We start from the raw sequence: 22,481 nt of genomic DNA, 5'->3' as shown, positions 1-22,481 counted from the left end.
GTATGTTGGAGGCTTTTCATATGAATTATGTACTTGCAGACGATGAAGAAAGAGCATTAAATCTGCTAAGGATCATGCTCACCCGCTTTGATGGATTTTCAAAAGAAAATGACCATATTTATACCTTTACCCAGCCTGTCGAGGCACTGGATTTTATCCGCAGGACACTTGTGGACGTTGTATTTCTCGACATCGAAATGCCGATGTTAAACGGCATCACTCTTGGAAAACAGATCAGTGAGGAACTGCCTGCGCCACCGGAAATCATTTATGTAACGGCATTTCCGGAATATTCGCTGGATGCCTGGGATATCGGTGCCTTTGGCTACATCCTGAAACCATATGACCCCAAGCAGATCAGTGCGGTATTAAACAGAGTCCTCAAATACCATGCCGCCGCGGCTGAATCTATTACATCTGCTGCATCTATTGAGGGAAAAACCGGTTTTGGCACAGAAAATCATGGCCATACCCCTCCAGATGCAACAGCTGAAAAGAGGAATACACAAATGCACTCCAACAGTCTCCCGCATATCCGCTGCTTCCCGGATTTTGAACTGTTTATAAATAAAACCCCAGTCTCCTTCAAGAGCAGGAAAGCAAAAGAACTTCTTGCACTTCTCGTTCATTATGAAGGAAACTGGGTTCCGATTGATAAAATCACATTCTGTCTGCTGGAAAACTGCGAGGAACATTCCTCCAAAAATTACAGCCGCACGATCCTCTATCGGCTGAAACAGGCGCTTGCACCTTATCATCTGGAACAGATCGTGGAGTCTGCCTACGGTAAAATGCGTGTACATACTGAACAGTTCACCTGTGATTATTATGATTATCTCCAGGGACAGACGGAACTGTTTCAGGGCGATTATATGGGGGAATACCCCTGGGCAGAGACGACCCGTGCCGCCATGTGGACGAAGATGGTTAAATGAAATAACTGTTTTACAAGAAAGTGTGCTCTCGCACACTTACGCGCTTACTATTACGAATAACAGATCTTTCTTGACCGCGCCGAGCACGATTGCGAAGCCGGTACAATGTCTGCAATCTGTTTTCGCCACATTTGCTTGCGGCACTGATTTTTCCACAAATTCACAGCAATACCAAGCAGATAGCTTTTGGGATTCTCCGTATCGTTAACGTTATCCAATTCCCACAATTTTAAAAATGTCTCCTGATACAGATCATCTGCCGTATTTTTATTTTGCGTCAGCCGTTTGCAAAACAGGTAGATATCTCTGCCATATTCGTTGATATATTTTTCCAGCTGTTGTTTCTCCATTTTTAATTAAAACTCCCATTTCTGACGTCTTCCCTGGGTAATCTTAATTACCCTTACACCTTTATATTGTCATAACTTACCGGTTGGTTGCAAAAAAATATCGCAAAACCTGAACAAATTGGTTTTGCGATATTTTTTATACCACTGCTTCAATAATTTTTTTATCATCAATCAGAATCTCATGTACTCCGATTTCTTTTTTCTGATTGAAATTGAAACTGATCATATATCCCTGGTTCACATGATAGGCATCCAGATATTCTGCCAGCTGTTTCTCCCCTCTGGTATTATATTCCTGACCATGCCATATCTTCATTTCAATGATATACTGTTCTCCACGATAATCCACAATCACATCCGTCCGTTTCTGTTCGCGGGTTTCCGCTTCAATGTAATAATTTCCAGTGCCATTGATAATTGGACGTAAATACAGCAAGAAATATTTTCTACCTTCCTGTTCGATAAACGTCTCATCACTATCTCCGTATAAGTCATTAAAATGTATTACAAAACGTTCCAGAATCTGACGCATATTCAAATGTCCATTTACAATAAACTGATTTTTATCTAACAAAGCATCCGAATAAATCTGTTGCTTTTGCATTTCTGAAGTTGACAGATATAAATTATATAACCATGTCTCAAAAATACGATTTGCAATCGCCAGCACGCCATGATTATTTTTCACAAATCCAAACATAGTTGCCACACTGATCGCCGGTTCATAATAATTGTAAGCAATTGCTTTTCCGGTAAATAATAATGACTGTAACATATCATTTAATTCCGGGTAACGATTCAGCTTCTCACTCAATGATTCGAACAATGTATTCTTCTCTGCCAGCAGCATACGAACTGCCGTAAAAAATCCCTGTCTGGTCCACACACTTTTCAATCCGTTTTCGTCATAATTTATAGCAATATCTTCATCCATAATCTGACATAATCGCGAAACAAGAAACGGATATCCTGATGTATGCTGATACAGCAGAATTGCTATTTCATCAACATTCATTCCAGTATGATGATCTTTTTCATATTCCTGAAGCATACCAGCAATCTCTGTTTTCGAAAAGCTCATATCGATTTTAAAATCTGCCGCAATATTCCATGGGCTGTTATATTTATGCTCTTCATCCGGTCTGATCTTGTGTCGGAGATTTTTCACATCATACACTCCGGCTAAAATAACCGATTTGAATGCCGGCTGTTGAAAACGATTGATATACTGGGCACGAAGCTGTCCTAAAAAATCCAAAAAAACCTGATTATTCGATGCACTGTCTACCTCATCGATCATCAAAACAATCGGCTTATCAGAAAATTGACAGATATCTCCAAGCCCCTCAAACAATGGTTTTAATGTAAAATAATCATATCTGTTGTCTACATGATTTTTCAAATCATTCAACGTTTCTTTTAAATCGTCATTTAATGTCGGTTTGCATTTTTTGAACAGCCGTAAAAATGAATGACAGAAAGAAAGTGCAAAAACGTTTTCGTTTGCAAAATCAGCGCTGCCAAATGTCTGAAAATCCATCAATACAACATAATATTCTGATTCCAGCAATCGCTTTAATGCGATCAATGTCGTAGTCTTTCCATACTGACGCGCTTTATTGATTGTAAAGTATTTCCCATCATCTACAAGTGCTTTTATCTCTTGTAAACGCTGTGCAATGTTTACCATATAATGTTCTTCTGGTATACATACAGCAGTTGTATTGAATACTTTTGACATGATTTCCTCCTGTCTAAATCGTTCTATCATCTATGTTACAAATCTTATTATTGCTGACAGTTTATCCCTTTCACCAGACAACGTTTCTTGAAAAATGAAATCCCATAACACAACACCTCATCGTAATCATCCTCAAATTCTTTCGCATACATCCGATCATCAATCTGTGCAAGTGCTGCTTCACAATCTGATACTAAATCTGCCAGCGCATTTGATTTTTTAACTTCAAACACTGCCACGCGCCCATTGACAATATCGCTGACTACGATATCACTGCGCCCTTCCCCATGTTCCTTATTGGATTCCACCGAATACCCTGCTCCTGCAAAAATACCGGCAAGAAACGCATGATAAAAATCCTCTTTATAGTCGTGATAACTGATTGTTTTTCGCAACAGTTTATTCATTTCCTGTGTCAGCAATTCGCAGTCATTTTTCCATACAGCATCGAATAAAATCTGTCGGCTCCATGTTTTTGCACTGTCACTGAACCATTTCATTACCGTAGTTTCAAAAATTTCCTGAATCTCTGCATTTGGAATCGCCAGTGCCGATAATCCATCCGGTACAGAAGTTGACAAATCTTCTTCTCGTACCGTTGTCAGATAACCGGTCAGATACAAAATACTCCACAGATTTTCCTCTGAAGAATGCAGATAATCATATGTCAGACTCTCCTCAATCTGCTCTATGATATAGCCTCCTGCAAGCAGTGTCTCCAATTTTTTTGTAATACTGCTTCCTGCATAATCAATAAAGGAACGGATGATTGCATTATCACTTGTGTTTTTCCAATAGCTATCCGGTTTTGCTTCCGGATTACGCTGCAGATCACACAGATAATTCATCAGATCCCACGGACAATAAACATCCACATTTCCAAAATGATATCCATCATACCAGTATTTTACACTTTCCGCATGTTTTCCTGCATCTGCATCTTCTAAGATTTGATCTACCTCTGCCTGTGTAAATCCAAAAAATTCATTATAGCGGGAATCCGTAATACTGTCTGTCACAAAATTATTCGTCCCGGTAAAAACACTTTCTTTCGCAATCCGCAGACATCCTGTCACAACAGAAAACTGTAATGACGTATTATCTTTTAACGCCGTACTCATAATGCCTTTCATTACATCCAGCATCTGATTGTAGTACCCATTACTGCTTGCCTTTGCGATTGGCACATCGTATTCATCCAACAGCAAAATCACCTTCTTCTGATGATAAATCTGCAACATTCGCATCAGCGTGCGAAGTGCCTGAAAAACCTGTGCTTTTTCTGCTTTTCCAGCTTTCAGATCAAGAAAAATCTGTCTGTCATCCGGATCAATTTTGTCATATTCAAGCAGATATGTGTAATTTTTATACAAGTTGGAAATCTGAACAACCAATCGTTCATATGCATCTTCAAAATTCAATCCATCAATATCTTTTAAAGATAAAAATACTACCGGCCACTGATTCATCCATTCTTTGCATAAATCTGTTTCTTTTGAAATTTCAAGACCATCAAACAGATCCTGGCTGTTTTCTCTTATATCAAAATAAGTCGCCAACATACTCATTGCCATGGTTTTTCCAAAGCGACGCGGTCTAGTGATCAATGTAACTTTGGTCGCTGTTGTCTTCAGTAATTCTTTGATCAAAAAGGTTTTATCTACATAGTAATAACCATTTTTGCAAATCTCTTTAAAATCAGAAATTCCAACCGGAATATTTATTTCCTTCATCTCAACAGCCTCCTGTTTCACAGTGTGTAACAACCAATAAATTCCTTCTCTTACTCAATATGATTATCATACCATGAAGCAGTCATTCAGGCAATTTGCAATTCGTGAACTAGCCCGAAAAGAAAACGGATGTGCCGTTTCCGTACATCCGTTTTCTCTTCCCTGCTTTTCTGCTTTCTAAAATCTGCTCTATCATTGTTTTCTGTCATCACATATCAAAGACAGGATACCCGGCTCACATCTCTGCCTGTTTCAGTCAAAATAATCGCCCCATCCTTCATCGTCATAGGCATAATCATCATCGTAGTCGTAATAATCCCAGTCATCATCGTCATAATAGTCACCCGGATCTGACCATGGATCATAGTCATCATAATAGCCGTCATCGTAATAATCATAGAAACCATCATCATCGATATAACCGGAATCTCCGTATCCGATAAAATGATTCTCATATCCGTCCCAGTACCAGACATCACCGTCGCTGTCATACCAGTAATATGAGACTCCGTCATCACTGGCGCTGTCAGATTTCTTTGCATCCTGCGGCGGTGCCTGCGGTACTTCCTTCGGTGCGGTACTCCATCCCGCAGTATAGGCACAGGTAGTCAGCATATTGTTTGCAATATCCACATAGTTCTGAAGGCGGCTTTCCGGTGCGATTACCATGATCACCATGGCATATCCTGTCGGACCATAGTAACGGACTTCCATATTTGCCCGCAGCGGAACAGATGATCCATCCCCGAAAATACCACTGCTCATCCACATGGAACCAACAATACTGTAATGATCACCACCGTCGATACAGTTGGCGCCAATGAACTGTGTCATATTTGCACCATACATATTCTGAAGTAACGTTTGCATCATATTTTCCAGATATGGCTGTGCGGATGCCAGTCCTTTGGTCATGTTGTCGTCATAGCCTGCGATCGGCTGAAAACCAATCATAATATTCGTATAGTAATCGTCCGTTCCATTTTTCACCAGTGCATCAAATCCCAGAGAGTCTGTATAAGACACATATGGATAGGCATTCATCTGCGCCGGATAATTGATGATCACATTTCCAAAATTTCCCGGAAATGCAATGGTCTGATTCAGGGCATCTGCTGCCGTCGGCAAAAATACCAACCCTTCGCTGGGCACCAGCGTATTCCCTCCTCCATCCACCAGTCCGGTATCTGTCACTGCCAGTGTAGATACAAAGGATCCGTCTGCCCGGCTCAGGTTCAGACCGTTCTCGTCCGTGGTGATCACACCGCTATCCAGCTGATTGCCGTAAAAATCTGTGGTCGCCCACTGGTACTGGTCATTGATGGTCACATATGTCGGTGTGCCTTCATAGCGCCAAAATCCTATATAAGAAGACAGGATATCCGCATCCTGTGTCGATACAGGCTTGCTTCCACATCCTCCGACCAGACAGATACTGAGTACCGTCAGCAGCAATACCGCCAGCAGTCTCTTTTTCTGTAAGAATCGTTTTTCCCGAAACATTTTCTTTGTCCCTGTTACTCTTTCTGCATTTTTCATCATAACTCCTCCTCTTCCTCTGATGCCTGCTCAAACTGAACACAGACGGAACTTTCCCGGCCAAGATAGAGGGTATCCACCCACATTAATTCATCCAGAAAATCGGTAAACCATCGAAGTTCACTCTGATACCTCCGACGCAATTCCTCCACTTCTATTTTTCCTCTGCTCAGTGTAAAAAATGGCTGCTCCGTCTGTATTGCAATATGCAGCTGTCCTTTTTTCAAAAAACTCATATAGATTTTCCCACCATATCCGGACGACATTGCCACAATACAGTCCACAATATGCGGTGTCAGAATATCCCGGACATTCTGTTCTTCTTCCGGTTGAATAATAAACTTTTTATTGAATTCCTCATTGTCTGTTTTTACCACAGAACCGGAAAACAGTCGCTTGATCCCGGTGCGTGCTACGACCCGCAGTTCTGTGGAAAGCTCATGACCAAAATCGCAGACCAGCCACTGTCCTTTGAACGCTTCCCCTTTGACGGTCTCCCACATTCCGGCATCGTCGTTATAATAATCATTTTCCTGAATCAGTGTCACACCGCTCATTTCAATGTGCATTCCCTTATAAACGGCTTTGACATCATGACTGCCTTCCACGGTGTGAAATTCTACCGGCAGCACTGCCGCATCCATGACACTTCCGGAAATATGTCCCGTCGGCTGATAATCCACCTCTTCAAACACGCTTTCCAGTAACCCCCGCACCAGTTGATCCCCGATCTGCTGTTTCATGGATTTCTCATGACTGTTCATCACCAGTGCTCCAATCAGACAGAGTATTACCCCGAAAATCGCCACAGAGATCAAAGTAGTCATCAGCCCGGCCACCACCAGAATAACCCCTGCTATGCTCAGTGCTTTCGCACCACCGCCTGCTGCACGTTTGTTTTTCAGTTCTGACGCAAGCTGCTCATCAGAATATACTTTTGCGTTTCGCTCTTCCATAACCTCTCCCTCCATTTAATTTACATTCGCCAAGCACGATTACAAAGTAATAACTTTTTCTCGTGCAAGTGCACATCAAAAAATCCATCGCACATTTACTTTGTAGTAATACTGTACGATGGATTATTCCAAAATGATATTAACGAAAGGTTAATAATTCATTCCTGATTGGTCACTCTGCTGTCAGCAATTCGATCAGCTGTCTGCGTTTTGTCCGGACATCTCCACTGATCTGCAGTTTGGCGTAAATCCGGTTAATGTACTGTTTTATGGTTCCTTCAGACAAAAACAGTTTCTCTGCAATCTCCCGGTTACTGAGCCGCTCTGCCAACAATTCGATGATCCGCTGTTCCTGCTCTGTCAGCTCGGCAGCGATTTTCGGAAACATATGCGTTTTCCGAAGCGCACCATATCGTTTCTGACAGTTTTTCCCCAGTTCTGTAACCTTCGTCAGAAATACATGCTCTGCCGCATCCGCTGTCTGTATTTCCCGTTGCAGAAGTTCTTCCAGATATTCATAATTTTCCACAAATGGAAGATAAAACTGATCCGGCAAAGCAATTTGAAGGGCCGTTTCAAACAGTTTCTGGCCTCCGTGCGTTTTCCCAGACATTCATACGCAGCTGCTGTCTGGATCTGTACATGCAATGCCACCAGTGCATAATGCATCGCTTCACATACTGCCAGGAGCCCTTCGCTTCTGCCGATAACTTTCGCATACTCCTGCTGCGCCAGATAAACCTGATTCTCGATCAGCTCCATCATTGGTTTTCCCGGTGCCAGGAAATTTACCGTGGACAGCTGATGTTCCCGAAACAGCACCGGTATCTGTGTGATTTGTCCGGACAGCGCATAATAATATGCACAGACACTGTCAAACAGTGTCACCCATGTGATGTTGTGTCTGCGCAGCAGTTCCTTCCGCCGTTCCGCGATCGTGTAACTGAGACTTAATTCCGTACACAACGCCAGACGAAGCGCCAGGAAATCACAGCAGAGTACCATATTTTCCTGTCCGTTTTCCGCAATGTGCACATAAGTATTTTCCAGGCAGATCTGTGCATCCACAAAGCGACCCTGCAAAAATTCCGCCTCTGCATTCATAATGCGCTCCGCACCCTGCCCGTGCCCATTGGTAATCCGGTAATAGTGCGGCATACAGTCATTCATCTCCACCAGTTCTTTCTCCAGGTCTCCCGGTGTCCGGTGAAACATCATCAATACAGACGGTGAGCCAAACGTCCATCCTCCCTCGTTGCGGATACTGATCGCCGGCCGCGACATCCGGGCACTTGCGCTGCGGTGAAACTGACTCATTTTTGTGATATCGTTATACATCAGGAAACTCATGATCAGGTCACATTCGCCCAATAGATTGCCTCGCTCCTGTGCAGTCATCTCCGGCTGTTCTGCAATGGCTGCCATCAGCAATTCTTTCAGTTTCATCATCGTTGGAATCTGCCGCCAGGTAAACATCCGGCGCATCAGCACCAGCAGCGCCAGCGGATGCTGCTTCAACACCGGTTCCGGACACTGTTCCAGAAATTCTGACACCTCTGCCGGTTTCATAGAGGCCAGCAAAATTCCAGCATCATTCTGGATTACCCGGAGAATTGCATCATAATCCCGGTTTTTCCAGTAAAACTTCAACGCATGCAGATACAAGTGCTCTGCCTCATACCATGCTCCGTAACGGTTCCGGTAGCGCCTCTGTTTTCCTTTCTCCAATGTCGCAAATGCGCGTTCTGTACACTCCTTCATCATATGATGAAACCGGAAACTGCGGTTATCCGGCAGACGGGTCACAAAAGCATTCTGCTCCGTCAGTGTCACCAGAATTTCCTCCGCACCTGCCAACCCGGTAATCCGGCGGGCCATCTCCAGCGTAAACTCATCCGCCAGCCCCATGACCGTCAGAAACTCCCGGTATTCTTCCGGCAGCGGATCGATCATTGCAGTTGCAAACATTTCATAAATATCTGATTTCCGATCCGGTAGCTGTCCGTATTTTGAAAAAGCGCACAGATTCAGATACACCGCGGAAAACCATCCCTCACTGGTGTGTAGCAACCTGTCGATCTGCTGTTCACTCAGTTCCATGCCGCACCGATGGGTGTACACCGACAGTTCTGTATGATTCAGACAGAGGTTCTCCATTTCAATCTGACATAGTTTTCCACCCAGACGCAGCACTGCTTCCCCTGACAGCAGCCGTCCCCTGCTGGCTGTGATGAGATGCACATTCTCCGGCAGACGATTTGCCAGATCACACAGGAAATCTGCCACCCGCGCATCCGTCAGCAGATGAAAATCATCAATGAAAATATAATACACGGAACTTCCCCTCAGTGCATAACAGATAGTATCTATGAGGAATCCCGCAGATGCCACATCATCCGGGCATTCACATCCATCCAGAAAATCCAGTCCCGCAAATGCAAAGGCCTGCTGTACACTTTTCCAGAAAATCGGCAGATTATCCGAATAAATGCTGATGCGTACCTGCACCGCCTGTTCTGCCTTCAACTGTCTGCTCAGATACCAGTTCACTGCTGTGGTTTTCCCATAACCCATCGGCGCAGTTACTGTAGTCAGCGCACACTGCGAAATCGGGCGCAGACATTCCTGCAGACGCTCCGATATGTAGATTGTGTTCAGATGATTTCTCCCTTTTGGCATTTCCGTCACTCCTTCTCCCGCTCAAAGTCAGATTGGTGCTTTTTTTCAAACCTTATTTTTGCACTCATCTTTCTCCTGTATTTCGTATGTATTATTTTACCATAATGAATATTACACAAATCATTGAAATATGGTTTTTATGCGTTCCATTTAATCTTCCGTGAATAGAAAAAACAGGAACCCCATAATTGGAAATTCCTGCATTTCTTTTTAATTTTACGAACACAATTTTTTACATAGCTGCCATGCCGCATACTTAACGGATGACCTTACCCGGATTCAGAATGTGCTTCTCATCAAACGCGTTTTTAATCGCCTGATACAACGCGATCATCTGCGGTCCCATGAATGTTTCCAGTGCGCCGACACGGGCGTGGCCGATTCCGTGCTCACCGGACACCTGACCACCCATGATCTTTGCCTGTGCATACAGTTCTTCCATCAGTTTCGGGCAGCGCTCCCCGAACAGTTTTTTGTCCATATCATCACGCATCAGCTGGATATGCATGTTTCCGTCACCGGCATGACCCTGGATGGAAATACGGATCCCGGTCTCTTTCATCTTGGTTCCGGCAAATTTGGAGAAATCTGCAATACGGTTTCTCGGGACAACGATATCGCATTCATCCATATCCGTTGTGGATGCTTTCAGTGCTTCAAGAGATGCTCCTCGCACGGTCCATACTGCTTCTTTTCGCTCATCGGTATTGCACAGGAACACGTCTTCTGCTCCGTTGTCCAGACAAATCTGTGCTGCTGCATCACATCTGCGCTCCACATCTTCCACGGTACTTCCGTCAAACATCAAGATCAGATAAGAATCTGCCGTACGGTGCGGCATGATCTTGTTCAGATACTCTGCTGCTTCATCCAGCAGAGACTTTGGCATATACTCAATGGCAGTCGGATTCAGATCAGAATTGATGAATTTCGGCACCGTTCCCACACACTGCTCCAGTGAAGGATACGGTACAAGTAAGGTATAAGATACTTTCGGCTGCGGGATAACGCGCATGCGCAGTTTTGTTGCGATACATAAGGTTCCCTCGGAACCGATCACCAGATCCTTAATATCATATCCGGATGTATTTTTCGCTACGTTGCTTCCAAACTGCATCACGTCACCGTTTGGCATCACACATTCCATGGAAACCACATAGTTTCTCGTAACGCCATAGCCTACGGCTTTCATACCACCGGCATTTGTCATAACATTTCCACCAACGGAAGCTGTCTTTTCCCCCGGCTCCGGCGGATAAAACACACCTTTTTCCTGTGCGGCATTTGCCAGTTCCATAACCAGCACACCCGGCTCAATGACAACCGTCATTGTATCCAGATCCCACTCCAGGATCTTGTTCATTTTTTCCGTACAGAGCAGGATGCCTCCGTAAATCGGCACAGCACCACCGGACAGACCAGTTCCGGCTCCCCGTGGAGTTACCGGAATACAATGCTCGTAGGCATAACGCATCACTTTGGACACTTCCTCAGTGCTCAGAACTTCCACCAGTACATCCGGCGCATGGGTTCCGAAATCCGGCATCTCGTCATGCGCATAATCATATTCGATCTCGTCCCCGTAAAAAACACGGTCCGGGGCTGTCACACTTTTTAAATATTCCACACCTTCCGGTGTAATTACCTGATATTCCATTTTCGACATCCCCCTTTACTGCTGTTTTGCCCGCACTGCTGCTGTCAGCGCCGGTACCACACGGTATAAATCTTCGGTAATACAATAATTTGCGATCTTGAAGATCGGCGCTTCCGTATCGGTATTAATGGCTACGATGCACTCCGCTCCATCCATACCTGCGGCAAACTGTACCGCTCCGGAAACGCCACAGGTAATGATCAGTTTCGGTTTTACGGTACGTCCGGAAAGTCCGATCTGCTTTGTCACATCGTTCCATCCTTTTTCCACCAACGGGCGCGTAGTTGCCAGCTGTCCGCCAAGGGCATCTGCCAGCTCCTGCAGCAGGCCTAAATCTTCCTGTTTTTTCACACCACGGCCTGCAACAACCAGCACATCTTCTTCCTCAATCCCTTTTATTTTTTCCACAATTTCTGTACTGATAACTTCCATACCGGATTCCAGCATTTCATCAGTTACTTCGCAGGTTACGACCTCACCGTTCGGTTCTGTTTTTTCTGCAACATTCATTACTTTATAACGAACGGTTGCGAACTGCGGTCTGGTATTTGTTGTAATGATCTGTGCCATGATATTTCCGCCAAACGCCGGACGGATCTGCACCAGATCGGTATTTTCTTTCATATCCAGTACCGTACAGTCTGCGGTCAGACCGGTACGGAAACGTGTGGCACAGGCCGGTGCCAGGGAACGTCCCAGAGAAGTTGCTCCGACCAGAACAACCGTCGGTTTTACAGTTTTGATGCAATCTTCCATGATGTTTGTATACACATCCCCGCGGAAATGTGCCAATGCTTCATGTGCATAGACATATACTTTATCCACACCGTACTCCAGCAACGTCTGCGCCTGTTCCTTTGCCTGCCCGCCGCCGATCAGCACCGCATACACCGGATGATTGATCTTTGCAGCAAGCTCTCTCGCTTTTCCGATCAGCTCGAACGCTACCGGATGGATACCGCTCTCCTCCTGCTCTACAAAAACCATAACGCCCTTCCATGCGTCTTTGTCCACTGTCTGTTTCACTGCATCCTCTACCAGCGAAACTGCCTGTACCGGACATGATTTCACGCACAGTTTACACATCTTACAGGATGCATTGATTTCTATCTTATTGTCTAGGATCTCCAATGCTCCGAAGGGACATTTTTCTACACACTGCCCGCAAAGGATGCACTGCTCCTGGTTAAAATTTAATGTTGCCATCTTTTTCCTCCGTTTCCGAGAATACATCGTGACATGCTCCCACTTCTGCAAGTGATGAGCAATAACAAATTTTTCGCTTCTGCCTGAACAATTATATGTATTTTCTCTCTGCAAAAATATCTGCCAGTTCACCGGCTGTCTGCTCGGCAGATCCTTTCATAAAAATCTGCCCATCGTGGCTTTCCGGCGGGAAAATGCGTTCTACGGAAGTGGCAGATCCTTTCAATCCATAATGTGTCACATCCTGATCCTTAAAGTCTGCAAACGTGATCATCTCAACTTTGCGATCCTTCGTTGCTGCTTTCAGGCGATAGGACGGAAGTCGCGGAGTGTAAATATCTTTTTCCACAGTGATCAGACATGGCAATTTCATTTTTGCCAGCTGACGTACATTGACGAAATCCTGTCCGACAGTAACAAAATCTTCATCTACATCAGTGATTTCACCAACCCATGCTGCACATGGGATTCCAAGGTACTCTGCCATGGCAGGTCCTACCTGAGCAGTGTCACCGTCCGTAGTCTGCTTTCCACAAATGATCATGTCATAATCACAAATGGATGTAATTCCCTGAGCCAGTGTATAGGAGGTTGCCAGCACGTCCGCACCTGCGAAAGTACGGTCTGTAAATACATACGCCTGATCCACGCCCATCATATAAGCTTCTTTCATCATCGCCTCAGCCTGTGGCGGCCCCATCGTTACTGCGGTTACGGTTCCCCCGCAGCGCTCTTTCAGACGCATCGCAGTCTCTAATGCATACAGATCATACGGATTGATCTTGGCTGCTGCACCATCACGTTTTAATACACCTGTTTCCGGATCGATCTCTACCTGACTGGTACCCGGAACCTGTTTGATACACACAACGATCTTCATTCTTCTTCTCCTCTCAACCAACATTTCCTCTTATCATCTTGACAGATGCTGAAACTGTTTTTCACAGTAGTTCAAAAATTTCTCACTTTTGCAGCACTTTATTTCTGTGTTGATTCCTTTTGTCTGGTCTTACCAGTTATATAGCTATTATAGAACTGTTTGCTGAGAAATACAACTTCTTTTGCACAAAAATAGAGAAGCAACAAAACTGACAGTTCTGCCAGAATCAATGCTTCTCTCCTTATCATATTTACTTTTTGACTTATTCTACTAATTTTCTATCTAATCAGTACTTCCTTCCCACAAAATCAGATTCTGCATTTGTCAGATGTATCGTCAGCAGACGGGCTGCCTCTGCGCCATGCTGATTCTTGATGGCGATATACGTCTCCTTATGTACATCCAGAATTCTCTGGTAACGCATCTTCTGTTCTGCCTCTGTGCCTTTTATCAGGATATCGGATAAAGATTCTCCGATCACATTTCTGCACACCTGCATCATAATGGAATACATTGCGTTATGGGATGCATCTGCCAATGCCAGATGAAACTCCAGATCACAGGCAATGAATGCGTCCGACTCCCCAAGAACATTCTCGGAACGCTGCAGAATCTCTTTCATCTTCTCCAGATCTTCTGCAGTACGACGCTCAGAAGCAAGTCTTGCCGCCTCACACTCCGTCAGACGACGAAATTCCAAAATCTCCTCAATCTTCATATGCTTCATCTGGATGATCGTCTCAAGAGACTGCACCGCATTATCCACATTAATCTCCTGCACCACCGCTCCGCTGCTGCCGGAATAAATCTTAATATAACCTTCCCGCTCCAGCATACGCATAGCCTCCCGGATCGTCGGCCGACTGCGATGCATCATATCCATCATCTTTCGCTCAGACGGAAGCCGCTCCCCCGGATGAATTTCTCCATCCAGGATCAACTGCCGGATCTGATTATATATTTCTTCACTCGCCCTTCTTGTCTGCACAGGCTGTAAATCAATCTGAATTTCGTTTTTCATAAATACACACCTTTCCCTGATTACCTTTTAGTAATTATACATACTTAACCTTGCCCGCGCAACACGAAACGTATTTTTTCTTTCAAAAAATATGCCCTTTCTTCTCGAAAGGGCATATATCCGGTAAAGCGGACATTTTTTAACCTAACATACCAGATAAGCGGCCTGCTACGCCGGATTTTTTCAGTAGCATATAAATAACAAAACCAATTACGATACCTGCACCTGTCTGGAATGTCAGTGCCGGAATCTCAATAATAGCTGTACGTACGCCATACAGGGCTGCTCTTACCAGCGTATAGGCAATGATGTGAAGGACACCGCCTGATACTGCACCGATCAGAAAGGCTCCTTTTCTGTCTTTCAGAATCTTATGCATGATCAGTCCCATAACCAGTGCCCACATACATTTGATCAACAGTGTCGGAACTACCCAGTAAAAATATCCCCCGATAAAATCAGATAATCCGCCACCGATAGCACCTGCAACCGCGCCTTTTTTCATACCGAATAAAGCAACCGTCAGGATGATCATACAATCTCCCAGATGTACATAACCACTGATCGTCGGGATTTTAAAAATATAAGTTCCTAAAAATACCAGCGCAGCCATTGCAGCTGTCACTGTGATATCTACGGTCCGGATTTTCTGTCCGGAATTATTTACATTTGTCTGTGCGTTCATATGTCTTCTCCTCTCATTTACCCCCAAAAATCATGTCTGACTTTTTCTTATTACAGTTTATCATTCTCCATTTACATTCGGTTCAAAAATGGAACTTCTCCAAATTCACATTTTTTGTTAAATGGTCTTTAACTCCATAAATTTCTTCGCATTGTTATAAAATACGTCTTCCAGCTGTGCATCATTCAGACCACAGGAATATACACGCTGGATTTCCACGCTCGGATGGTGGAATGGCGAATCAATACCAAACATCACACGCTCACTGCCAACGGTGTCATAGGCGTTTTTAATCTGACAGCCCATCGGCATTCCGGATACTTCCAGAAACAGATTGTCATATTTATATGCCATATTCAGACTTCCATCAATATAAACACCGTGTCCGTGACCCATATGGATCATGACAGTTGGTACATGCGGATGCCGCTCTGCCAACAGGCCGATCTGCCACGGCAAGGAAAAAGGCGGATGTCCACAGTGGATAAATACTGGTTTCTTATACGCCTCTGCAAGCTCCATGATCGGATCTACCATCGGTGAATCTGCGGTAAACGCATCAAATAACGGCTGCATCTTCACACCTGCAAAATTCTCATCCCGCAGATAATGCTCCAGCATATCATACGCTTCCTGTCCTTCATTGGCATTGACCCAGCAAAGTGGGATGATCTTGTCCGGAGCTGCCTGGTAAGCTGTTTTCAATTCTTCATTCAGATGACATCCTGCCGGACATAAAATTGTTTTTTCGATATTATACGCTTCCATCTGCTCTGTCAGACGTTGCAGATCAAAGTCAATGTTGAACGGACTGCCAAATTTTCCAATGTGGGAATGAACGTCAATCTTTTTAAAATGATTATAATGATTGTCCATAACAAACACTCCTTATCTCGCAATCACTGCCTTTGCTTCTCCTTATAGATACAAATGCAATAAAGATCAGAAAAACAACTGATTGTACATTATTATATTGTTACTTGTATTTTCATCGATGATTTACTTAATGTCTATCTTACCTGTCTATTGGTATTTTTAACACTTCCAGTTTTTGTATTTTTAACCATGCCAGTTTATCCTTTACTTATACATGATCGCTTTTACAAATACACAATTCTGAGTAAACTGTAACATTCAAGAAAGCCCTCGGCATTCTTGCTACGGGATGCTCGTCATGCAATGCATGACATCTTTTTCTGTGCATCTCTGCAAGTCTGCACTTCGTTTCCGTCGGCACAAAAACAGCCTGCATTTTATAGTAGACAGCAAAATAATAAGTGTGATATGTTAAATGTATTGCACTTACAGATGCACACAAGAGGGGGAGAATATTAACGTGACAAACTTAATGTCTGTATTTGAAATCATTGGGTCAATAGCATTTGCAATATCCGGAAGCATGCTGGCCATCAAAAAGGAAATGGATCTGTTCGGCATTCTAATTCTCGGCATTGTCACATCTGTGGGTGGCGGTGCCATCCGCGACATCGTCATTGGGAACACCCCGCCTGCCATGTTTCAGAATCCGAAATGTACAGTAATTTCATCCATTACTGCTGTGGTTGTATTTATCATCTGGAAAATCCACAACCGCCATACGGTTACCGAAAAAATTGCCCGCCGTACCGATATTATGTACCACAACCTGCTGTTTCTGTCTGACACCCTCGGACTTGCAGCATTTACAATCCTCGGTATGGAAACAACCATCCGTTTTCTGAATACAGATCAGTTTCTGCTGATCGCATTTGTGGGTCTGATCACGGGTGTGGGCGGCGGAATTCTGCGTGATCTGCTGGCCGGCGAGATTCCGTATGTTCTGCAAAAACACATCTACGCCACTGCATGCATCTTCAGTATTATCGGATACTATATTCTGTATCATTTCATACCGGAAAATGCTGCAGCACTGATCGGATTCTGCCTGGTGCTGGTCATCCGTTACCTGGCAAAACATTTTGAGTGGAATCTGCCACGATAAGGTACCAATTCCAGCAACTTTAAAAGGCAAATGTTGAAGTGATGTATGGAAAAAGAATACCGGCTGTTTTGTCCTGTGCGCTAATAATCGCTTCACAGGAAAAAACAGCCGGTATTCTTTAATTTACGCTGTATCATATTCTATTTGTACCGCGAATCAATTTTTAAACAAATATTTATACTTACGCATCTGCTCAAATAAAATATCCCGCACTCTCTCTTTCTCCTGATCAGAGTAACCCGGTATTTCATTTAGTATCTGTTCCACATCCTTTTTTGTAAAGCTAAAATGCAGATTCATTCCACATACATCTTCTGAGACATCCATTTGTTCTTCAAAGCTGCCACTGATTGTTTTTGCCCGCACTTCCGAAAGTGCATCATATAAATCTGTTCCCAACGGATAATCCATACTTGTATCAGAAAGCAATCCAGCTCCATTGTCAAAAATGGGGCAATATGAAAATTCACCCTTCTGACTCATCAATACAGCCACATTATGCATATGTCGATCTTCATTTACAAATACCGCATCAATCGTCATCAATTTATTTAAATAAATTCCAAAATCTTTCAATCCCGTAATACGCTCCACCTGCGTCACCAGAAAATTGAACCGATCTTCCACCGAAGATTGTATATGCCATACAGCCTCATACAAACTCTTCTGGAAAAAATTGTGGAACAGACGCTCCAACGTAATAATCTGCCAGTCATCATATAAAAAATTATTACTCTTTACACCATTATAAAATATATTTTTGTATTTTATCCGTTCATAATCATACAGAACAAATTCATCTTTTTGTAAAGAAGAGAATTTCAGTAAATGCGAGATCATATACTCAGCAAGTCCTTCATATCCGGTACAATCTGCTTTGTACCAGATTCCGTTATTTTCCCACTTCAGCTGATTTCCCTTGGAGGATTGTCTGTCTGCCTTTCTCTCATTCTGTTCAAACAACTCAATCATCGGTCTGTTACCTCTCTATTTGAATCCAAAAATGATCTTCTGCCATTCTGCCTTCCGTCTTCTGAATAATCATCAGCGGATCATAAAACGGCAGATCCAGATCTTTTAAAATGAGTTTCATTTTATCACGGCTTTTGGGAAAGCAGCGTGACTCCAAAAAAACCTCATAATCTTCGTAAGTCGGCTCTTTCAAGTTCCCAAATGCCTGGAACATAATATTATCTGTATAATTTTTAATTCTCACTCTTTTTCTGAGTTCATCTACATCAATCAGCGTACATATTTCCTGTTCATGCATATACCACATACGCAAACCGTATTTCTTATCCGGAATCTGTATTTTCGTAACATACTCCGGATGATCTTCTAATATTTTTAACAGCAAAACAACCGGTCCTGTAATTTTATCTTCTTTCGTCTCCCATCGTTCCATCGTTGCTTTGGAAACACCTACTAACTCTGCAAATTTCTTCTGCGTTAGTCGCAATGTCTTTCGTACTCTTTTTATATCTGAACCGGTCACATATTTCTGAATCGCAAAATTTGGATTATTCATATGACATACCACCTCTTTTTTATTAAACCATTATTTTGATGGTTTTTCAAGTCAAAAAACACTTGTTTTAATGGTTTTCAAAACAATTCAATGAAGTTCCATGCGCCATCCTGCAATCCATCTCCAAAGTTCAGTTCCATCACCATTTCGTCTAACAAATCTTCATCTACCAGATAGCCAAACTGAATCGTAGCACAGTCTCCCTTTTTCATTTTCTTACAGTAATACCAGCTTCCGCCTTCGCTGTCTGAAATCCATATCGGCATATTCTCCCGGTAATAAAGATTCCTCTCGCCACGCTCAAACTCCCGCCAGTCAAACTCTGTATGATCGGCAGTTTTTTTGATGTACGTCAGTGGATTTGCCACCGGAAGCATATCCTCTTCATCTTCATAAGATATATTCTGAATCGTCATTGTTACAAGCACCAGTTTTGGTGTCACATGCTCTGTTTTCTCCACATATGTGAGCGGCTGGTCATAACCGTTCCCGAATGTAATGGTTTCGCGCTCATAGGACTGCAGGTTCAGCTTTTCATCTACCCCAATGCCTTTTTTCAGTTTTTCTGATACTTCATCCTGGTATCCATGCTGATCCAGATTTCTCAGATTATCCCGCACTTCAACAGCATCTATACGATAACTGATACCATTATATATCTGCGTATCCCCCACATCACACATTTTATCTGTTGGGAAACTGCGCAGCTCTTCATTTTCTGCCGCATCAATCTGCTCCCTATGCTTCATCTGTGCGATATACTCTGACATCGGCTGTACCACATCCGCAGTTTGTTCTGTGGCAGGTACCAGGGTAAATTTCTGCGCCAATGTAAGAAATGTCTGGTCATCCATCTCCTCCATTCCCATGCCCTGAATCAGCAGTGCATAACCATAATCTTCATAAAAGACCGCCACTTCTTTTCCTTCTGTACCAGCCTCATACTGGCTTCCAGTCAGATGGTTCTGTTTCATATAAACTGCCTTTTGTCCGTTCCATACCATCTCCTGTGTATTCATAACGTTCCGCTCATAAAACTGATCGGTATCGCAGTCAATCTGCAAAATTTCAATATACAGTCCCTGTGTATCCGGATATTCTTCGGAACGAAAATGAATGACTTTCATTTCATCCAGTCCCTTATCCTGCTCCCTTGTATAACCAACGAGATCTGTCACATTCAGTTTCACATATTCCAATGCCACCTTCTGCTCTCCTGTGCCCTCATCTGCACTGTCTGATATCTGAAATACCGCATGCATCTGATCCTTTTTCAAAGACATAACATACGCTGATATCTTCTCTCCCGCAATTCCAACCGTCGGAACAGCCACCGCCAGAATACATGCTGCCACTGCGATTTTCGGAAACCGGTGCGTTTTTCTCTTTTCACATTTTTCACAGATATCCTCAAAGACCTGTTCTTTTTTTTCCTCTGACATACAGAGTGTATCAAAAGCATTCCTGCAACGTTTATCCATCTTTTCCCAGCTCCTTTCTCAGCAGTTCTTTTGCCCTGCTCAGCCTCGATCGCAGCGTTGACGCATTTTTATGCATGATTACTGCAATCTCCTCAATACTGTATCCCTCATAATAATGCAGATATAAAAGTTCCGCATGTGCAGGAGGTAGTCTCCATATCGCCTGCAGCACTTCTCTGTCCTCTGAAGGTGTCTGCACCGACTGCAGCATCTGCTCTGCCGCTGCATCATAGACATTGCGCTTTCGCTTCCAGAAACTTTTCTGTACATCCTTGCAGTAATTGATGGCCGTGCGAATCAGCCAGGCTTTTTCATGTTCCGTATCTGCGAAATCCGGTTTTTTCTGAAACAATCGCACAAAGGTCTCCGACACCGCATCCAGTGCGTCCTGTTCATGTTTCAGCTGAAGCAGACAGACACGGTATATCATATCGCAATTGCGTCGGTAGATTTCTTCCATCTGCTCTTTTGTAAGTACCTTCATGTCCCCCTTAACTCCTTTCACTGATAACACGAACCTGACCGCTGTTTCGTCTTATTTTATTTCAAGTCGAACGCACGTGAGACTTGGTGCGTGAATCTGGTCAGCGAAAGCTGACATATTCTTCTCAGAATCACTGCACATCCTCGCGGAGCGTTTATCTCAGTCGGAGATTGTACTCCCACTGAGAAAGACTTGTTATTACTCACCACTTGCAGAAGTGGGAGTCTTCTCGACTGAGATAAAAATTTCAATTCAAGAATGCCCGCTTTACTCAGTCCACTGCAAAAAGAAAGAGCCGTGTAGCGCAGATACGTTTATCTGTTCCACACGGCTTTTTTATCTGTTTCTATCTCCATCCATCCGACTTTCATTCTTTTCGTAAAGAAAACTCCAAAACACATCTTATTTGTGACGATGTACCACTTTACTGATCAGAATCAGCACACCACCTACCACAAATGGGAAAATAAAGGTTGCCACACGGTACAGCACTGTAATCGCTCCCGCTTTGTGTACACCCACCAGCACCGCAAACAGGTTCGTCATGATCAGCTCTACGGCTCCGATTCCTGCCGGTGTCGGAATAACTGCCGCTGTCATGACAGACAGAGATGTGATGGAAAGGGAATCCAGCAATGAGATTTCATTGCTTCCAAACAGGATCAAAAATGGAACACAGTACCAGAAGCACAACTTTGCCATATTTTTCAGCACCATGGAAATCAACGATGGCACGTCCTTCAGTAATTTTGATGTGGATTTCTCCATAATATCACAACTCTGCTCCAGTTTCGTCAAAGCCGGTGTCAGTCTGCCGCCCTTGTTGAAATGACGCACGATCGCCAGAATCAGTTTGTGTGATTTCGCCGACACGGCAAAAATAATCAGCGCAATACTGATGATAGCAGTCAGCAGATATGCCAGACCAAGGTACACGCCATATTCTCTATAATTACACGACATTACTTTCCAGTTTAACACGAACAAAAGTCCGCTGAACAGCGCCACGCTGACTTTGTGCACCATGTACTGGATCATGTAAAGTCCGGTTGCTTCCGAATATCCCACGCCCTTTTTTCCCAGATACACAATTGCTGCCACGCCGGAACCGCTTCCCAATGTGGACAAACGGTAAAAAGAGCAGTAGAAAGCACAGTAAACTGCTTCCCGGTATTTGAATTTCGGATTATATCTGCGAGCCAGTGAATAGGTGATCCATGCCTCGAACAGATGATAGATCACTGTCGCTGCCATAATGGCCACCAGCACAGTCAGTGATGTTTTTCCAAGCTGTTCTACGATGTCCTCTGCCGAATCCTTGAAGGTATACCAGATGATCAGGAGCAGAATCGCCACAAAGATCAGCTTCGCCAGTAATTTTTTATTTTTCATAAAGGTCCGTTCTCCTTCCATCGTAACCCGTCTCACATGCGTTTGACTTGAAACAATCTTTGTTCTCGTTATTTACCTTCCTCGTAAAGCGGACATTCGCAATCCGCTTCGCTACTTGCTCATGAACGCAGTCGCTTCGCGATCTGTCAGTGAGAGCTTTCAACTCCCACTGACATAAGCATCCCCCTCACCCGCCGCTTAGTGCTCCGCGCACTTGAAGCGGGGGAATGCTT

20 protein-coding genes are annotated in these 22,481 nt (G+C 43.7%); 2 read left to right on the top strand and 18 right to left on the bottom strand.

Annotation, left to right across the window (positions count from 1 at the left end):
• The first annotated feature begins 20 nt into the window (after nt 1–20).
• Nucleotides 21–935, top strand: coding sequence for a LytR/AlgR family response regulator transcription factor (locus tag HMPREF0373_RS16060; RefSeq protein ID WP_049946828.1), 915 nt, complete (start codon nt 21–23; stop codon nt 933–935).
• A gap of 50 nt (nt 936–985) precedes the next feature.
• On the opposite strand, the gene HMPREF0373_RS09260 is transcribed toward HMPREF0373_RS16060, so the two are convergent.
• The 13 genes from HMPREF0373_RS09260 to HMPREF0373_RS09205 all read right to left on the bottom strand — a co-directional run bounded on the left by HMPREF0373_RS09260 (nt 986) and on the right by HMPREF0373_RS09205 (nt 16,258).
• Nucleotides 986–1,285 (bottom strand): RNA polymerase sigma factor, encoded by a 300-nt coding sequence (locus HMPREF0373_RS09260; protein WP_021739436.1) that lies wholly within the window; start codon nt 1,283–1,285, stop codon nt 986–988.
• 136 nt (nt 1,286–1,421) lie between these two features.
• Nucleotides 1,422–3,026, bottom strand: a complete 1,605-nt coding sequence (locus tag HMPREF0373_RS09255) for an AAA-like domain-containing protein (protein ID WP_044963668.1) — start codon at nt 3,024–3,026, stop codon at nt 1,422–1,424.
• A gap of 47 nt (nt 3,027–3,073) precedes the next feature.
• Nucleotides 3,074–4,759: an AAA family ATPase gene (locus tag HMPREF0373_RS09250; RefSeq protein ID WP_044963665.1), complete on the bottom strand. Its 1,686-nt coding sequence runs from the start codon at nt 4,757–4,759 to the stop codon at nt 3,074–3,076.
• Between the two features lie 252 nt (nt 4,760–5,011).
• Complete coding sequence (locus tag HMPREF0373_RS09245; protein WP_044963662.1) at nt 5,012–6,298, bottom strand: hypothetical protein; 1,287 nt, start codon at nt 6,296–6,298, stop codon at nt 5,012–5,014.
• On the bottom strand, nt 6,298–7,254 hold the full coding sequence (locus HMPREF0373_RS09240) for a DUF3137 domain-containing protein (RefSeq protein ID WP_044963659.1): 957 nt from the start codon (nt 7,252–7,254) through the stop codon (nt 6,298–6,300). Before HMPREF0373_RS09240 ends, HMPREF0373_RS09245 begins: the two co-directional genes overlap by 1 nt.
• A 172-nt stretch (nt 7,255–7,426) precedes the next feature.
• Nucleotides 7,427–7,783: a response regulator transcription factor gene (locus HMPREF0373_RS17335; RefSeq protein WP_242831202.1), complete on the bottom strand. Its 357-nt coding sequence runs from the start codon at nt 7,781–7,783 to the stop codon at nt 7,427–7,429.
• On the bottom strand, nt 7,705–9,933 hold the full coding sequence (locus HMPREF0373_RS09235; protein ID WP_242831201.1) for a MalT transcriptional regulator family protein: 2,229 nt from the start codon (nt 9,931–9,933) through the stop codon (nt 7,705–7,707). Before HMPREF0373_RS09235 ends, HMPREF0373_RS17335 begins: the two co-directional genes overlap by 79 nt.
• Before the next feature lie 256 nt (nt 9,934–10,189).
• Nucleotides 10,190–11,590: an FAD-binding oxidoreductase gene (locus tag HMPREF0373_RS09230; RefSeq protein ID WP_044963657.1), complete on the bottom strand. Its 1,401-nt coding sequence runs from the start codon at nt 11,588–11,590 to the stop codon at nt 10,190–10,192.
• Between the two features lie 15 nt (nt 11,591–11,605).
• Nucleotides 11,606–12,823, bottom strand: coding sequence for an FAD-binding protein (locus tag HMPREF0373_RS09225; RefSeq protein ID WP_409337767.1), 1,218 nt, complete (start codon nt 12,821–12,823; stop codon nt 11,606–11,608).
• Between the two features lie 64 nt (nt 12,824–12,887).
• Nucleotides 12,888–13,676: an electron transfer flavoprotein subunit beta/FixA family protein gene (locus HMPREF0373_RS09220; RefSeq protein WP_021739425.1), complete on the bottom strand. Its 789-nt coding sequence runs from the start codon at nt 13,674–13,676 to the stop codon at nt 12,888–12,890.
• Between the two features lie 286 nt (nt 13,677–13,962).
• Nucleotides 13,963–14,697, bottom strand: coding sequence for a FadR/GntR family transcriptional regulator (locus HMPREF0373_RS09215; RefSeq protein ID WP_021739423.1), 735 nt, complete (start codon nt 14,695–14,697; stop codon nt 13,963–13,965).
• Between the two features lie 139 nt (nt 14,698–14,836).
• On the bottom strand, nt 14,837–15,382 hold the full coding sequence (locus tag HMPREF0373_RS09210) for an ECF transporter S component (protein ID WP_021739422.1): 546 nt from the start codon (nt 15,380–15,382) through the stop codon (nt 14,837–14,839).
• A gap of 117 nt (nt 15,383–15,499) precedes the next feature.
• Complete coding sequence (locus tag HMPREF0373_RS09205; protein ID WP_021739421.1) at nt 15,500–16,258, bottom strand: amidohydrolase family protein; 759 nt, start codon at nt 16,256–16,258, stop codon at nt 15,500–15,502.
• A 460-nt stretch (nt 16,259–16,718) separates the two neighbouring features.
• Here HMPREF0373_RS09205 and HMPREF0373_RS09200 point away from each other — a divergent pair, with 460 nt between their 5' ends.
• Nucleotides 16,719–17,363, top strand: coding sequence for a trimeric intracellular cation channel family protein (locus HMPREF0373_RS09200; protein ID WP_167618674.1), 645 nt, complete (start codon nt 16,719–16,721; stop codon nt 17,361–17,363).
• Nucleotides 17,364–17,519: 156 nt separating this feature from the next.
• Here HMPREF0373_RS09200 and HMPREF0373_RS09195 read toward each other — a convergent pair whose 3' ends face one another.
• From HMPREF0373_RS09195 to HMPREF0373_RS09175, 5 genes are all read right to left on the bottom strand, one after another.
• Nucleotides 17,520–18,335: a hypothetical protein gene (locus HMPREF0373_RS09195; RefSeq protein ID WP_021739418.1), complete on the bottom strand. Its 816-nt coding sequence runs from the start codon at nt 18,333–18,335 to the stop codon at nt 17,520–17,522.
• A 7-nt stretch (nt 18,336–18,342) separates the two neighbouring features.
• Entirely contained in the window at nt 18,343–18,891 is a 549-nt protein-coding gene (locus tag HMPREF0373_RS09190) for a helix-turn-helix domain-containing protein (protein WP_021739417.1), read from the bottom strand.
• Between the two features lie 77 nt (nt 18,892–18,968).
• The gene (locus HMPREF0373_RS09185) at nt 18,969–20,372 is read right to left on the bottom strand and encodes a hypothetical protein (protein ID WP_021739416.1); all 1,404 of its coding nucleotides are present in this window, start codon (nt 20,370–20,372) and stop codon (nt 18,969–18,971) included.
• Nucleotides 20,365–20,856 carry an RNA polymerase sigma factor gene (locus HMPREF0373_RS09180; protein ID WP_022035183.1) on the bottom strand — a complete coding sequence of 164 codons (492 nt, stop codon included), beginning with the start codon at nt 20,854–20,856 and terminating at the stop codon, nt 20,365–20,367. The genes HMPREF0373_RS09185 and HMPREF0373_RS09180 overlap by 8 nt, the downstream gene beginning before the upstream one ends.
• 402 nt (nt 20,857–21,258) lie before the next feature.
• Nucleotides 21,259–22,248, bottom strand: coding sequence for a lysylphosphatidylglycerol synthase transmembrane domain-containing protein (locus HMPREF0373_RS09175; protein WP_022035182.1), 990 nt, complete (start codon nt 22,246–22,248; stop codon nt 21,259–21,261).
• Between the last annotated feature and the right edge of the window lie 233 nt (nt 22,249–22,481).

The organism is Eubacterium ramulus ATCC 29099 (assembly GCF_000469345.1).
GTDB classification, from domain to species: domain Bacteria; phylum Bacillota; class Clostridia; order Lachnospirales; family Lachnospiraceae; genus Eubacterium_I; species Eubacterium_I ramulus.
The sequence above is the reverse complement of the archived record's forward strand: the minus strand, read 5'-3'. Positions and strand labels throughout refer to the sequence as shown.